The 13,604-nt window shown below is 74.2% G+C and carries 12 protein-coding genes and 3 tRNA genes; 8 read left to right on the top strand and 7 right to left on the bottom strand.

Translation table 11 applies throughout. From position 1 onward, the window contains the following. Positions 1-208: 208 nt before the first annotated feature. On the bottom strand, positions 209-1,522 hold the full coding sequence (locus tag AC07VC_RS10885) for an endo-1,4-beta-xylanase (RefSeq protein ID WP_494675269.1): 1,314 nt from the start codon (positions 1,520-1,522) through the stop codon (positions 209-211). A gap of 224 nt (positions 1,523-1,746) precedes the next feature. Between AC07VC_RS10885 and AC07VC_RS10880 the strand changes: the two genes are divergently transcribed. Continuing rightward, a complete protein-coding gene (locus AC07VC_RS10880) occupies positions 1,747-2,790 on the top strand; it encodes an NAD-dependent epimerase/dehydratase family protein (RefSeq protein ID WP_494675270.1) in 1,044 nt (347 codons plus the stop codon). A 38-nt stretch (positions 2,791-2,828) separates the two neighbouring features. Here the strand turns inward: AC07VC_RS10880 and AC07VC_RS10875 are convergent, their stop codons facing one another. Continuing rightward, positions 2,829-3,644: a TspO/MBR family protein gene (locus AC07VC_RS10875; RefSeq protein WP_494675271.1), complete on the bottom strand. Its 816-nt coding sequence runs from the start codon at positions 3,642-3,644 to the stop codon at positions 2,829-2,831. Positions 3,645-3,725: 81 nt separating this feature from the next. Here AC07VC_RS10875 and AC07VC_RS10870 point away from each other — a divergent pair, with 81 nt between their 5' ends. Continuing rightward, positions 3,726-4,232 carry a MarR family winged helix-turn-helix transcriptional regulator gene (locus tag AC07VC_RS10870; RefSeq protein ID WP_494676548.1) on the top strand — a complete coding sequence of 169 codons (507 nt, stop codon included), beginning with the start codon at positions 3,726-3,728 and terminating at the stop codon, positions 4,230-4,232. Beyond that, complete coding sequence (locus AC07VC_RS10865; protein WP_494675272.1) at positions 4,229-4,975, top strand: YqjF family protein; 747 nt, start codon at positions 4,229-4,231, stop codon at positions 4,973-4,975. Before AC07VC_RS10870 ends, AC07VC_RS10865 begins: the two co-directional genes overlap by 4 nt. A 56-nt stretch (positions 4,976-5,031) precedes the next feature. On the opposite strand, the gene AC07VC_RS10860 is transcribed toward AC07VC_RS10865, so the two are convergent. Further along, positions 5,032-6,867 carry a glycoside hydrolase family 15 protein gene (locus tag AC07VC_RS10860; protein ID WP_494675273.1) on the bottom strand — a complete coding sequence of 612 codons (1,836 nt, stop codon included), beginning with the start codon at positions 6,865-6,867 and terminating at the stop codon, positions 5,032-5,034. 292 nt (positions 6,868-7,159) lie between these two features. On the opposite strand from AC07VC_RS10860, the gene AC07VC_RS10855 reads away from it, so the two are divergent. Next, on the top strand, positions 7,160-7,693 hold the full coding sequence (locus AC07VC_RS10855; protein ID WP_494675274.1) for an O-acetyl-ADP-ribose deacetylase: 534 nt from the start codon (positions 7,160-7,162) through the stop codon (positions 7,691-7,693). Positions 7,694-7,792: 99 nt separating this feature from the next. On the opposite strand, the gene AC07VC_RS10850 is transcribed toward AC07VC_RS10855, so the two are convergent. The 3 genes from AC07VC_RS10850 to AC07VC_RS10840 form a co-directional block, all read right to left on the bottom strand. Continuing rightward, a tRNA-Phe gene (locus AC07VC_RS10850) sits at positions 7,793-7,865 on the bottom strand. Positions 7,866-7,934: 69 nt separating this feature from the next. Continuing rightward, positions 7,935-8,011 (bottom strand) — tRNA-Asp (locus AC07VC_RS10845). A gap of 20 nt (positions 8,012-8,031) precedes the next feature. Beyond that, a tRNA-Glu gene (locus AC07VC_RS10840) sits at positions 8,032-8,107 on the bottom strand. 460 nt (positions 8,108-8,567) lie between these two features. On the opposite strand from AC07VC_RS10840, the gene AC07VC_RS10835 reads away from it, so the two are divergent. Both AC07VC_RS10835 and AC07VC_RS10830 read left to right on the top strand, forming a co-directional pair. Beyond that, positions 8,568-9,863, top strand: a complete 1,296-nt coding sequence (locus AC07VC_RS10835) for a M23 family metallopeptidase (protein ID WP_494675275.1) — start codon at positions 8,568-8,570, stop codon at positions 9,861-9,863. A gap of 13 nt (positions 9,864-9,876) precedes the next feature. Beyond that, complete coding sequence (locus tag AC07VC_RS10830; RefSeq protein ID WP_494675276.1) at positions 9,877-11,283, top strand: C40 family peptidase; 1,407 nt, start codon at positions 9,877-9,879, stop codon at positions 11,281-11,283. Between the two features lie 99 nt (positions 11,284-11,382). Here AC07VC_RS10830 and AC07VC_RS10825 read toward each other — a convergent pair whose 3' ends face one another. Further along, positions 11,383-11,910, bottom strand: a complete 528-nt coding sequence (locus tag AC07VC_RS10825) for an inorganic diphosphatase (protein ID WP_094115242.1) — start codon at positions 11,908-11,910, stop codon at positions 11,383-11,385. A 54-nt stretch (positions 11,911-11,964) separates the two neighbouring features. On the opposite strand from AC07VC_RS10825, the gene tilS reads away from it, so the two are divergent. Both tilS and hpt read left to right on the top strand, forming a co-directional pair. Further along, positions 11,965-12,990, top strand: a complete 1,026-nt coding sequence (gene tilS, locus AC07VC_RS10820) for a tRNA lysidine(34) synthetase TilS (protein WP_494675277.1) — start codon at positions 11,965-11,967, stop codon at positions 12,988-12,990. Position 12,991: 1 nt separating this feature from the next. Then, positions 12,992-13,543: a hypoxanthine phosphoribosyltransferase gene (gene hpt / locus AC07VC_RS10815; protein ID WP_317230297.1), complete on the top strand. Its 552-nt coding sequence runs from the start codon at positions 12,992-12,994 to the stop codon at positions 13,541-13,543. Positions 13,544-13,604: the final 61 nt, after the last annotated feature.

Below are 13,604 nucleotides of genomic sequence, written 5' to 3'. Positions count from 1 at the left end.
GAGGTAGGCGCGGCGATCCTGGGTAGGGGACCGACGGAGCCGTCGTGCGAGGGGCTGCAGCGGTTCGTGCCGGGTGAGCACGTGGACGGCCGGTGTCCGCCGCGGGTACGGCATATGGACGATCGTCTGCTGCTCCGACAACCATAGGAGGTGACGGCCTCCGGGCGGCTTCCCCACTTCGGGGGGCGGTCGCCCCCCGCGTCCCTTCCTAGCCCACCACCGCCCCCACCGCCGACGCCCCCGCGGCGACCGGCACGACGGCCTCGCGCCCCGCGTGGGACACCCGCACGTCGCCCGCGAAGGCGGTGACGGCCACGCGTCCGGCGGCGTCCGCGCGCAGTGTCGTCGGCGCCAGGCGCCACTCCTCCCGGATCAGTCGACGCAGTGCCTCGTAGGACGGCTTCGGCGTGCCGTCCGCCCGCACGAGCCCGCCGGGGGCGTTCAGCCACATGCCGTCGTCGGTGAGGCCCCAGTAGGTGATGGCCGCCACGGCCGGGTGCCCGACGAGCGAGCGGTAGTGCCGCTCGATCTCGTCCGCCTGACGCTCCTCGCCCGCCGGGGTGGACGGCCAGCTCCGCACCTGGAAGTCGTTGAGGTCGGTGATCTCGGGGGGCATCGGGTCGCCCGACAGCAGCGTCGTCTCGGTCAGGTGGATGGGCAGCCCGAAGCGCGCGAACCGGTCGACGATGCCGAGCACCTGCTCCTCGCCGCGGTAGCCCTGGTGCATGTGGGTCTGCAGGCCGATGGCGTCGACCGGGATGCCGGCGCCGAGGACCTCCTCGATGAGCTCCTCGTAGGCGGGGGAGAGGTCGAAGTCGTTGAGGACGAGGGTGGCCGCCGGGTCCGCCGCCCGCGCCTCCTCGAACGCGAGCCGGACCATGGCGAGGCGCCCGCGGGCTGCCGCGAGCCGGGTGATCCCGTTGTCCTCGCGGTCGAACACGGGCATGATGACCGCCTCGTTGATGGCGTCCCATGTGCCGACGAGTCCGGCGAAGTCCCCGACGTCGCGCCGGATCCGCTCCCGCTGCACCCGTTCGACCTCCTCGAGCGGGAGGTCGAGCAGCCACGGCGCGGTCACCGTGTGCCAGACGAGCGGGTGCCCCTTGACGTCGACGCCGCGCTCGCGGAGCCAGCGGGCCGTGGTGCGCAGCCGCTCCGTGTCGGGGCGTCCGCGCACGGGCTCGAAGCGGCCCCAGTAGAAGGGGAGCGTGGCGGTGTCGAACACGGCCAGCCACTGCTCGGCGAGCCGCTCCAGGCCCTCGAGCCGTGCGCCGCCGAAGATCTCGATGCCGGCCTGCTCCGGGTCCGTCTCGCCGTTGCCGAGCGGGATGAGGTCGAAGCCGATGTTGCCGAACGCGAACTCCTGCCGCGCCTGCTCCACCTGCACGTCGGCGTGGGCGAGCGGCTCCCCGGAGGCGTCGCGGAGGGTGATGACGGCGTCGGCGCGGCGCGCGTCGGGGATCGCGGCGGGTCGGCGCCCGGAGGCGGGGGAGGCGGCGGATGCGGCGGGCGTGGCGGTCATGGGTCCCCTCGAGGAGCGGGCGCCACGGCCGCCCGCCGCCGGTCCGACTCGTCCGGTCAGGCGGACGGGAGGGCGGACGACGCGGGCGACGGACGGGCGCGTCGGTGCGGTCGTCCGGAACCTACGCGGGGGCCGCGCGGGGCGTCCACCGCGCCGCGGATACCCGAAAGCTTTCCCCTCGCGCCGAGCGGGGAAGGGGGCTCCCGCGGCGTAGCGTGCACGACATGATCCCCGGCGCCGCGTCCCTGTCCGTCCTCTACCTCGGCGGGACGGGCACCATCAGCGCCGCCTGCGTCCGCGCCTCGGCCGCCGCGGGCATGGACGTCACCGTCGTCAACCGCGGCGCCGACGCGAAGGGTCGCGGCGTCCCCGAGGGCGTGACGACCCTCGTGGCCGACGTCCAGGATCCCGCCGCGCTCGCCGCCGCCCTCGGCGACCGCACGTTCGACGCGGTGGTCGACTTCCTCTCCTACGACGCCGCCGGAGCGGACCGCCGGGTGGCCGCGTTCGCCGGCCGCACGCGGCAGTTCGTCGCCATCAGCTCCGCGTCGATCTACCGCAAGCCCGCGCTGCAGACGCCCATCACCGAGTCGACGCTCCGGGCGAACCCGTTCCTCGCCTACGCCCGCGACAAGATCGCGATGGAGGACGCCTTCCTCCGCCACCACGCCGAGGGCGGCTTCCCCGTCGTGATCGTGCGCCCGTCGCACACCTACGACGAGGCGAGCCCGCCGCTCGCCGGCGACTGGACGGTCGTGGACCGCATCGCGCGCGGCGAGGAGGTCGTGGTGCCGGGCGACGGCACCTCGCTCTGGACCCTGACGCACGCCGACGACTTCGCGGTCGGCCTCGTCGGCATCCTCGGCGACGAGCGGGCCGTGGGGGAGGCCCTGCACATCACGAGCGACGACGTCCTCACGTGGGACCGGATCCACCACCTCGTCGCCGAGGCCCTGGGCGTCGAGGCCCGCCTGGTGCACGTGCCCGCCGAGCAGTTCCCCGTCGTGGAGCCCGACTGGGGCTGGTCCGAGCTGGTGCTCGGCGACCTCTCCCACAGCGCGGTCTTCGACACGACCAGGATCCGGCGGCTCGTCCCCGCCTTCCAGCCGCGGATCCCGTTCCACCTGGCGGTCCGCGGCATCGTGACGTGGCGGGCCGCGCACCCGGAGCTCGCTCGGCCGGACGCCGACACGGACCGCCGCATCACCCGCCTCGTGGCGGCGAAGCACGCGGCCGACGAGGCCTACCGGGCGGCTGCGGGGCGCTAGGGCGCCGGAGCGCCGACGCCGCGCTGGCGCCGGGCCCGCTAGCGGCCGGCGACCGCCGGCCGCGCGGTGCGTCCCGCCCAGCCGGCGCGCGTCCGGGCGATCAGCGTCACGACCACGACGGCGGCGGCTGCCACCAGCGCCGCGACGGCCGCGGGCGTCGAGAGGAGCTCGCCGGTGAGCCGTCCGACGGCGACCCAGGAGAGCCCCCACGCGATGGCCGCGGTCGGCGCGAGCCGCCCGCCGTCGCGGAGCGCGAGCAGCACGCCGACCGCCCCGGCGACGAGGAGGAGCACGACGGCCCACGCGTCGCGGCCGGCCGTCCCGGGCTGGAAGCCGGAGGCGGTGAGGATGGACGTGATGTTCGCGATCGTCGCGACGCTCACCCACCCGAGGTAGAGGCCCATGGTGCCGTCGAGCACGATGCCCTCGACGAGGTTCCGCGGCCGGGTGGCGAGGAGCGCGCGGAAGGTCCAGATCAGCGTCACGAGCAGCGCGACGATGACGACGCCGCTCAGCACGAGGAGACCGGCCTGCGCGCTGAGGATCCACGCGGCGTTGAGCACGAGGGTGATGGCGACCGGGTAGCCGACGCGGCGCTGGCGCTCGTCGGCGCGCTGGGCGGGGAGCGCCTGCCAGATCGTGTACGCGACGAGGCCGAGGTAGATGACGCTCCAGATGGAGAAGGCGGGGCCGGCCGGCGCGACGGGGGTGTAGCTCGCGCTGAGCGCACCGCTCGACGCGTTCTGGATGCTCTCGTCGCTGAACGCGCCGGAGCCGAACGCCGAGCCCACGATGGCGAACACCATGCTCGAGATGACGACGATCTGGCGGACGATGTCCTTCACGGTGCCCATGCGGCCTGCTCCTCTACGATGGGAATGTCAGCAGGCGGATAGTAAGCCTGCTGATGATCACACTAGCAGGGAGAGGTGCTGATGGCCGGAGAGGTGTCCGCGGAGGACCAGCTCGCCAGCTGGCCCACGGGACGGCTGCTGTCCACCGCCGCGCGGGCCGTCGAGCACGCGTGGGCGGAGGCGCTCGCGACCCTGGGGGTCACGCACGCGGGGCTCATCGCCCTGCACCTGCTCCGCGACGGGCCGCTCAGCCAGATCCAGCTCGCCCGCTCCGCGCACGTCGAGACGCAGACCATGTCGCGCACGCTCGAGCGCCTGGAGCGCGAGGGCCTGGTGTCGCGCGCACCGGATCCCGACGACCGCCGCCGGCACGTCGTCGCCCGCACGGACGCCGGCGCGGAGGCCTGGTCGCGCGCGCAGGACCTCGAGCGCGACGTCCTCCCCGAGCTCACCCGCTCCGAGGAGATGCGCCGGGGCCTCATCGACGTGATCCGCGCGGCCGGCCGCCCCGCGCCCGCCGCCGCGCCGCCCGCCGCCGCGCCATCCGAATCCGAACCCGCCTCCGCCTCCGCCCGGCCCCGCCGATGACCCGCCCTGCGGACCCGGTCTCCGCCGCCGCCCCCGACCTGCCCGGCCGCGCGGTCATCCGCCAGCGGTGGAGCGACCTCGCCTTCGTGCACTGGCGCGTGGATCCCGCGCTCGTCGCCCCGCTCCTCCCGCCGGGCACGCGCCCCGACGTGCACGACGGCTCCAGCTGGGTCGGCCTCATCCCGTTCGTGCTGTCCCGCAGCGCCTTCCCGCCGCTGCCGGCCGTGCCGTGGGCCGGCACGTTCGCCGAGCTCAACGTCCGCCTCTACAGCGTCGGCGACGACGGCCGCCGGGGGGTCGTGTTCCGGTCCCTCGAGGCGGCGAAGCTGCTCCCGGTGCTCGGCGCGCGCGTGGGCCTCGGCCTGCCGTACATGTGGGCGTCGATGACGCACGGGGAGCGCGACGGCGTGATCACCTACACGTCGCGCCGGCGCACGGGCGCGCGCCCCTCGTCGCGCATCTCGGTGCGTCCCCTCGGCGAGGAGGTGGAGGGCGATCCGCTGGCCGACTTCCTCACGGCGCGCTGGGGCATGCACGTCGCGCGCGGCGGCGTCACGCGGTACTGGCCGAACACGCACGACGCGTGGACGCTGGAGCGCGCGGAGCTCGTCGACCTCGACGACGAGCTGGTGGCGGCCGCCGGCCTTCCCGGGATCGTCGACCGCGCCCCGGACTCCGTGCTGTTCTCCCGCGGCGTGCGCACCGAGTTCGCCGGACCGCTGCGTCCTCGCGCCGACGCCTGACGTCCCGCGGACGCCGCGCGCGGACGCGTCGCACGTCCGCGTGACCGCGACCCGCGTCAGCGGTCCTCGCGCGGAGTCCGCGTGGACCGGGCCTTCCCGCCCGCGAGCTCGTCGATGGTGATCGCCGCGCTGACGAGCGCGAGGTGGCTGAGCCCCTGCGGCAGGTTGCCGAGGAAGGAGTCGTCCGCGGCGTCGATCATCTCGGAGTAGAGGCCCACGTCGTTGCCGAGGGCGACGAGCTCGTCCATGAGCTCGCGGGCCTCGTCCATCCGGCCCACGCAGGCGAGCGCCCCGGCCATCCAGAAGCCGCAGGCCGTGAACGTGCCCTCCTCCTCCGGCATCCCCGAGTAGCGGTACAGCTGCGGTCCGCGGCCGAGCTCGGACCGGAGGGCGTCGAGCGTCCGCGACATGCGCTCGCCGCGGTCGAAGCCGGAGATGGAGTGCAGGAGGATGCTCGCGTCGAGCCGCTGGCTGCCCGGGTGCATCACGTAGGCGCCGCGGCCCTCGTCCCAGCACTCCTCCTCGACCCACGTGCGGATGCGGTCGCGCTCGGCCCGCCACCGGTCGGGCACGCCGGGGATCTGGCCGAGCTCCGCGAGCTCGACCGCGCAGTCGAGCGCCTGCCAGCAGCCGAGCTTGGAGGTGGTGTAGTGCTGCTCGTCCTCGAGCTCCCACATGCCGGCGTCGCGGCGCTGCCACATGTCGCAGGCGCGGTCGGCGAACGTGGCGAGGAGCCGGCCGGTGTCCGCGTCGAGCACGTTGCCGTCGCGGACGTAGGTGCGCACCACGTCGAACAGGTCGCCGTACACGCCGAGCTGCAGCTGCGCCTGCGCGTCGTTGCCGTCGACCACGGGGCCGACGCCCCGCCAGCCCGGCACCTCCGGCTCGGTGCTGCCCTCGGGCACGCCGCCCTGCAGGGAGTAGAAGACGTGCAGGTCGGGGCCGTTGTCGCGGATCGTGCGGAGCATCCACGACACGGCGGCGTGGGTCTCCTCGCGGAGGCCGAACTTGACCAGCGCGTTCACGGTGTAGGCGAGGTCCCGCACCCAGGCGAAGCGGTAGTCCCAGTTCTTGCCGCCGCCCATCCGCTCGGGGAGCGACGTCGTCGCGGCCGCGGCGATGGACCCGGTGGGGGCGTGCACGAGCAGCTTGAGCGCGAGGGCGCTGCGCTGCACGGCGTCGGCCCACTCGCCGTCGTACCGGAACTCGGCGCTCCAGTTCTCCCAGTTGCGGATGGTGCGGTCGATGCCCTGGTCGACGATCTCCGGGTTCGGGATCCGCACGGGCTCGCGCTCGGTCCCGACCATCGTGATCATGTGGCGCGACCCCTTCCCCGTCGTGAAGGCCCCCGACAGGGACTGCGTGCCGGGCTCCGCGGGCCCGTGCTCGAACCCGACGACCGCCAGCGTGACGCCGTCCACGCGGATGACGGGTCCGTTGTGCGTCGACTGCACCCACGGCGACGAGGTGCCGAGCGCGGTTCCGGGCGCGACCCGCCAGCTCATCGCGACCGAGCCGGTGAGCCCCTCGACGCGGCGACCGAGCTCGGACCACGGGAGGCGTCCGGCGACGCCGGTGATGAGCGCGTCCGTGACCCGCACGCTCCCGGACGCCGTCGTGAAGGTGGTGGTGAGCACGTTGGTGCCGGGGACGTAGGCCCGGGCGACCTCGAAGTCCTCGTCGGGCCGCAGCGTGAAGCGCCCACCGTGCGGCGCGTCGATGATGGCGGCGAACGCGGGCGGCGTGTGCAGGTCGGGCAGCGGCAGCCAGTCGATGTCGCCGTCCTCGGCGATGAGCGCGACGGTGCGGCCGTCCCCGATGGCGGCGTAGCTGCGGAGCGCGATGTAGCCGTCGATCCGCTCGGGGACGGGGCGGGTTGCGGGCGTGGCCATGGGACTCCTGTCGACGCCGGCAGGCGGGGCACCGACCCCTCCAGTATCCCTGGACCCCCGGTGCTCGGCCTGCGCGGGGGAGTCGCGGGACATGACGGCTCGCCGTGCGCGGTTCGCCGCGCATGTGGCCTCGAACTCGTGCAAACCGTTTTCCAGCACGTTCCGAACACGGCTGATGGGCCCGGAGCCAACCCGAACGGTTCCGGTCACCGCCCGTGGGACAGCGCCGTCCGCACGGGCCACCTCCCCCTCCTCTTCTCCTCTCCTGCTCCACGCGGTGCAGGCTGGGTGCATGACCCGACTCGAGGCCGTCCGCGGCGACATCACCCGGCAGGACGTCGACGCGATCGTGGACGCGGCCAACTCGTCCCTCCTCGGCGGCGGGGGAGTGGACGGCGCGATCCACCGCGCGGCCGGCCCCGAGCTCCTGGCCGCGTGCCGCCGCATCCGAGCCGACCAGCTCCCCGACGGCCTGCCCGCGGGCGAGGCGGTCGCGACCCCGGGCTTCCGACTGCCGGCCCGGCACGTGATCCACACGGTCGGCCCGGTGTGGTCCGCGACCGACGACCGGAGCGCCGTGCTCGCGAGCGCGTACCGCCGCTCGATCGAGGTGGCGGCCGGCCTCGGGATCCGCACCGTCGCGTTCCCCGCGGTCTCGGCCGGCGTCTACGGCTGGCCGGTGGACGACGCGGCGCGCGTGGCGGTCGCCGCGGTGCGCGGGGCGCTCGCCGAGGGGCGGGGTGCCGGCCTCGAGCTCGTGCGCTTCGTGCTCTTCTCGGACGAGGTGCTGTCCGCCTTCGATGCGGCGCTCGCGTCCGACGCCTGAGGGACGGGGCCGCGCCATCGAGGTCGACGGGCTCGTAACGCGCACCCGGGGGAAAGCAGGACGCCGGCCCTGCCGTCGAGGACGGGGACCGGCGTGATGTGCCTGGACGCGGCGTCGATCCGCGGACCTTTCGATTTTCAGTCGAACGCTCTACCAACTGAGCTACCCAGGCGAGCGGGCGACTTCGAGAAGTCACCCACATCGGACAGAAGCCCTCTCGTGTGAGAGGGCTTCACATCCGTGGCGACCCTGACGGGACTTGAACCCGCGACCTCCGCCGTGACAGGGCGGCACGCTAACCAGCTGCGCTACAGGGCCTTGCGTGTCGATGTCTGCTGTGGTGACCCCAACGGGATTCGAACCCGTGTTAGCGCCGTGAAAGGGCGCCGTCCTAGGCCGCTAAACGATGGGGCCGCTCGCCCTGGTCTCCCAGGCCTGCAGCAACCGACACGTCAGCATAACCGCATGCCGGGCGAGGACTCAAATCGACGGTCCGAGCGACGGGACGCACCGCGCGGGCATGCGGATCCGACGGCGTGTCGCGGTCCCGTCGCGCGTCATCGGGAGGCACCTCCGGCGGAGCGCGCGCCCCGCGCGAGGGCCCGTAGGCGCCGACCGGCACGCGACGGCTGCGGGATCGCCGACACGGCCCGCGCGCTGCCCGGGCGCCCGCCGTCGGCGAGGTTAGCCTTCGCTCGACCCTCCCGGGAGGGGATCCCCGCGCGGATCCCCGCATCGTGCGCGCTGTGCGCCGACGATCCCCGTTGTTACTGTGAGAGCCGGTGACGGTGTGGCGGATGCGATCCGCGGCACCCCGCCGGCCCCGCGGGGAGGCGCAGCCGGCCAGCCGGGCGACACGATGATCGGGATCACCATGGACACGGAACTCCACCGGAGCGCGCGCACGGCACGCGTCCCGCGCACGCGCCTGGGCGGACGCCGCGGGCTGCAGGCCGTCGTCGCGGTGCTCGCCGTCCTCCTCACCGGGTCGATCGCCGCCCCCGCCCACGCCGAGACGTTCGCCTCCTGGGATGACGTGCAGAAGGCGCGCGGGGACGAGCAGGCGCAGAAGGACCTGGTCCAGCGCATCACCGACGAGGTCGCCGCCCTCGAGCAGCAGGTCACCGACGCCCGGGCGCTCGTGACGAAGCGCGGCGAGGAGCACGACGAGGCGCAGCAGGCGGCCGACGACAAGTACGAGGACACCGTCCAGCTGCAGCGGAAGGTCGACGCGGCGGACCAGAAGGCCACGCGCTCGCAGGAGCAGGCGGCGGGACTCGCGAAGCAGCTCATGCGCTCGGGCGGGCAGAACCTCTCCGGCACCCTGCTGCTCAGCGAGGGCGACGGCACCGACGACCTCCTCGACAAGCTCGGCACGATGAGCAAGGTCGCCGAGAAGTCCGACCGCATCTACGTCATCGCCCTGCAGGACCGCAACGCGGCCAAGTCCCTGAGCGACCAGGCCCAGGTCGCGCTCACCGAGCTCGACGCCCTCAAGGCCAAGGCCGAGCAGCTCCTGACGGAGGCCGCCGACGCGCAGGCGGCCCTCGAGACGGCGCTCGAGGAGCAGACCGTGCAGAAGGCCGATGCCGACGCGAAGCTCGCGGTGATGGCGGAGGACCGCGAGGCCACGGAGGACGACTACCAGGCGGGCGTCCGCAAGCGCCAGGCCGAGGCCGACGCGCTCGCCGCCAGCCAGGGCCGCGCGGGCGGCGACGTGTCGCCCGGCCAGATCAGCGCGTCCGGCTGGACCGCCCCGCTCCCCGGCGCCTACACGAGCGGCTACTACGGCCCCCGCTTCCACCCCATCCAGCACCGCATGATCTTCCACGCCGGCGAGGACCTCGTCCGGGGCGCCACGTGCGGCACCACCCAGTACGCCGTGCACTCCGGCACGGTCGTCTTCGCGGGATGGAACGGCGGCTACGGGAACTACATCCGCATCGACCACGGCGGCGGCGTCTCCTCCGCCTACGGGCACATCGCCAACGGCGGGACCCTGGTGCGGAACGGGCAGCAGGTCGTCGCCGGCCAGCCCATCGCGATCACCGGCACCACGGGCGGCTCGACCGGCTGCCACTCCCACTTCGAGATCCGCCTGAACGGGAACCCCACCGATCCGGTGGCGTTCATGCACGGCCAGGGCGTCTCCATCACCAGCACGCACTGACATGAGGAACGACATGACCCACCTCCGCCCGACCACGGTCGTCATCTCCACGCTCGCCGTGGGCGCGATCGCGGTCTCCAGCGGCGTCGCCGCCCAGACCGCGTTCGCCGCCACGGACTACCCCTCGTGGGCCGACGTGCAGGCGGCGAAGGCGGACGAGGCGCAGACGCAGACCGCCATCGAGCGGGTCACCGAGCTCGCGACGGGACTCCAGGAGTCGGCCGACCAGGCCAACAAGGAGGCGATGATCGCGGGGGAGGCCTACGCGCAGGCCCAGGCGGCGCGCGACGCGCAGGCCGAGAAGCTCGAGCGCCTGCAGCAGAAGGCCGACGAGGCCCAGGCCGCGGCCCTCACCAGCCGGATGCGCGCCGGTCTCCTCGCGAGCCACCTCGCGCGCGCCGGCGGCCAGGACATCACGGCGAGCCTGCTCGCCTCCGACGGCGACGACGCCGAGGAGCTGCTGCGCTCGCTCGGCACCATGTCGAAGCTCTCCGAGAGCACGCAGACCGTGTACGCGCAGGCCCTCTCGGACCGCAACAGCGCGGCGTCGCTCAGCGACCAGGCGCAGATCGCGAAGGACGAGCTCGCCCGTCTCGCCGACGAGGCGGAGGAGTCGCTGGCGGCAGCCAACGGCGCGGCCGCGGCGGCCGCGGCCGCGGTGGCGGAGCAGACGCGCAACAGCGACCAGCTCATCGCGCAGCTCGCGCTGCTGAAGGACTCCACGTCCGAGATCGAGGCCCAGTACATCCAGAGCCTCACGCAGCCGGCCATCCCGGCGGCGGCGGCACCGTCGGCGGGATCCGGCTCCACAGACGGCGGTTCGTCGACCGGTGGCGGAGCCTCGTCGGGTGGGGGATCCTCGTCGGGCGGCGGCGCCTCCACCGGTGGCGGCTCGAGCGCCCCCGCCCCCGCGCCGGCCCAGCCCGCGCCCCAGCAGCCCTCACCCCCGCAGCCGGCGCCCCAGCCCGCGCCGCCGCAGCCCTCGCGTCCGGCGCCAGCTCCCGCCCCCGCACCCGCCCCGGCCCCCGCGCCCGCCCCGTCCGGCAACGCCGCGCAGGTCGCCATCGCGTTCGCGAAGGCGCAGCTCGGGGAGCCGTACCTCCTCGGCGGCGCCGGCCCGAACCAGTGGGACTGCTCGGGCCTCGTGATGATGGCGTACCGGGCAGCCGGCATCGACGTCGGCAGCCACTCGGTGAGCTCGCAGTACGCCAGGATGCAGGCGCAGGGCCGGCTCGTGCCGTTCTCGCAGCGCCAGGCCGGCGACATCGTCTTCTGGAACAGCGGCGGCGGGTTCTACCACGATGCCATCTCGCTCGGCGGGGACACCATCATCGCGGCGCCGAAGCCCGGTGACGTGGTCAAGATCCAGGGACTCTGGGGCGGCCGCGACCTCATGCCCTACGTGGGCCGCCCGGGCTGATCCCGGCCCGCGCCGCGTCCCCGGCACGCACGACGACGCCCGCCGCACCCGCATCTGCTGCGGGTGGGCGGGCGTCGTGGTGTCAGGTGCGGACGCGGGTCAGGCGTCCTCCTCCGGCTCGCCGGCGTGGCCGTCGTGGCCGCCCTCGGCCTGGAGCTTCTCGAAGCCGGCCTGCACGATGCGCTCGGCCTCGGCCGCGTCGCCCCAGCCCTCCGTCTTGACCCACTTGCCGGGCTCGAGGTCCTTGTAGCGCTCGAAGAAGTGCTCGATCTCGTTGCGGACCTGCTGCGGCACGTCCTCGATGTCCTGGATGTGGGCCCAGCGCGGGTCCTTCGCGGGCACGGTGATGACCTTCGAGTCGATGCCGGCCTCGTCGCTCATGTTGAACACGCCCACGGGGCGGACGGCGACTCCGACGCCGGGGAAGACCGGGTACTCGAGCAGCACGAGCGCGTCGACCGGGTCCCCGTCGAGGCCGAGGGTGTTCTCGAAGTAGCCGTAGTCGGTGGGGTAGACGAACGACGTGAAGAGCACGCGGTCGAGGTACACGCGGCCCGTCTCGTGGTCGACCTCGTACTTGTTGCGGGACCCCTTGGGGATTTCGACGACGACGTCGTAGCTGGCCATGCGTGTGCTCCTCGTGGTTCTGCCGTGGGCGGGATGCTGCCATAACGTTAGTGGATGCCCTCCGAGCGACCCCGTCTCACGCCCGCCGTCGCGGACCTCCGACGGGCGGTGCGGGAGGCCCTCGCGGAGCTGCCCGCGGCAGCCGCCGGCCCCGTGCTCGTCGCGCTCTCGGGCGGCGCGGACTCCCTCGCCCTCGCGGCCGCGGCGGCCTTCGAGGGGCCGCGCGCGGGTGTCGCGGTCGGCGCCGTCGTGGTCGACCACGGCCTGCAGGACGCCTCCGCGGCGGTGGCCGCAGGCGCCGCGGAGGCCGCGCGCGCACTGGGCCTCGACCCCGTCGTCGTCACGCGCGTCCGCGTGGACCCGGGTGGCGCGGGCCCCGAGGCCGCCGCCCGCGCCGCGCGCTACGCGGCCTTCGACGACGCGCTCCGGGCGACGGGCTCCCGCGCGCTCCTCCTCGCGCACACGCTGGACGACCAGGCCGAGACCGTCCTGCTGGGGCTCGCCCGCGGATCCGGCGCCGCGAGCCTCCACGGCATGGCACTGTCGGCGCCCGCTCGGGGCGCGGACGCCGTCTACCTGCGGCCGCTGCTCGGGATCCGCGCCGCCGCCACGCGCGCCGCCTGCGCCGACCAGGGCCTGGACCCGTGGCAGGACCCGCACAACGCCGACCCCGCGTACCGCCGCGTGCGCGTGCGCCACGACGTGCTGCCGGTCCTCGAGCGCGAGATCGGCCCGGGCATCGCCGAGGCGCTCGCGCGCACCGCCGACCAGCTGCGCGAGGACGACGACGCGCTCGAGCTCTTCGCGGCCGAGATGGTCGAGGAGATCGCCGACCACGCCGAGGCCGGCATCTCGCTCGAGGTCGCCGCGCTCCGGGCCGCTCCGCCCGCGCTGCGGCACCGGCTGATCCGCCTCGCCGCCCGCGAGGAGTTCGCCGCGCACCTCTCCCGGACGCACGTCCTGGAGGTCGCGCGGCTCGTGACCGACTGGCACGGGCAGGGGCCGGTCGACCTGCCGGGCGTTAGGGTCGTACGCAGGGACGAGCTCATCGTCCTCAGCGCCAGGACGACGGAAGAGTGACATGAGATCCACCGACATCGCCGACGACCTGACCGAGGTCCTGCACACCGAGGAGCAGATCCACGCACGGATCGCCGAGATGTGCCGCGAGATCGAGCGGGACTACGCGGGGGAGGAGCTCCTCCTCGTCGGCGTGCTGAAGGGCGCGGTCATGGTCATGGCGGACCTCGCCCGCGAGCTCGCCCTGCCGGTGCACATGGACTGGATGGCCGTCAGCTCCTACGGGTCGGGCACGAAGTCCAGCGGCGTCGTCCGCATCCTCAAGGACCTCGACGCCGACCTCACGGGCCGCCGCGTGCTCATCGTCGAGGACATCATCGACTCCGGCCTCACGCTCTCCTGGCTCCTCGCGAACCTCCGCTCCCGCGGCGCCGCGAGCGTCGAGGTCTGCGCCCTCCTCCGCAAGCCCGAGGCCGTGAAGATCGCGGTCGACGTGCGCTACGTGGGCTTCGAGATCCCGAACGACTTCGTCATCGGCTACGGCCTGGACTTCGCGGAGCGGTACCGGAACCTGCGCGACGTGGCCATCCTCGCGCCGCACGTCTACAGCTGACGCGCCCCTCTCCTCTTATCCGGCTCCAGGGCGGCGCACGTTCGGCTGGCGGCGAACACCG

The sequence above is a fragment of the Clavibacter sp. GW821-FHT01D01 genome (genome assembly GCF_059422605.1).
Note: the sequence above shows the minus strand (reverse complement) of the source record. Positions and strands in the feature narration are given on the sequence as shown.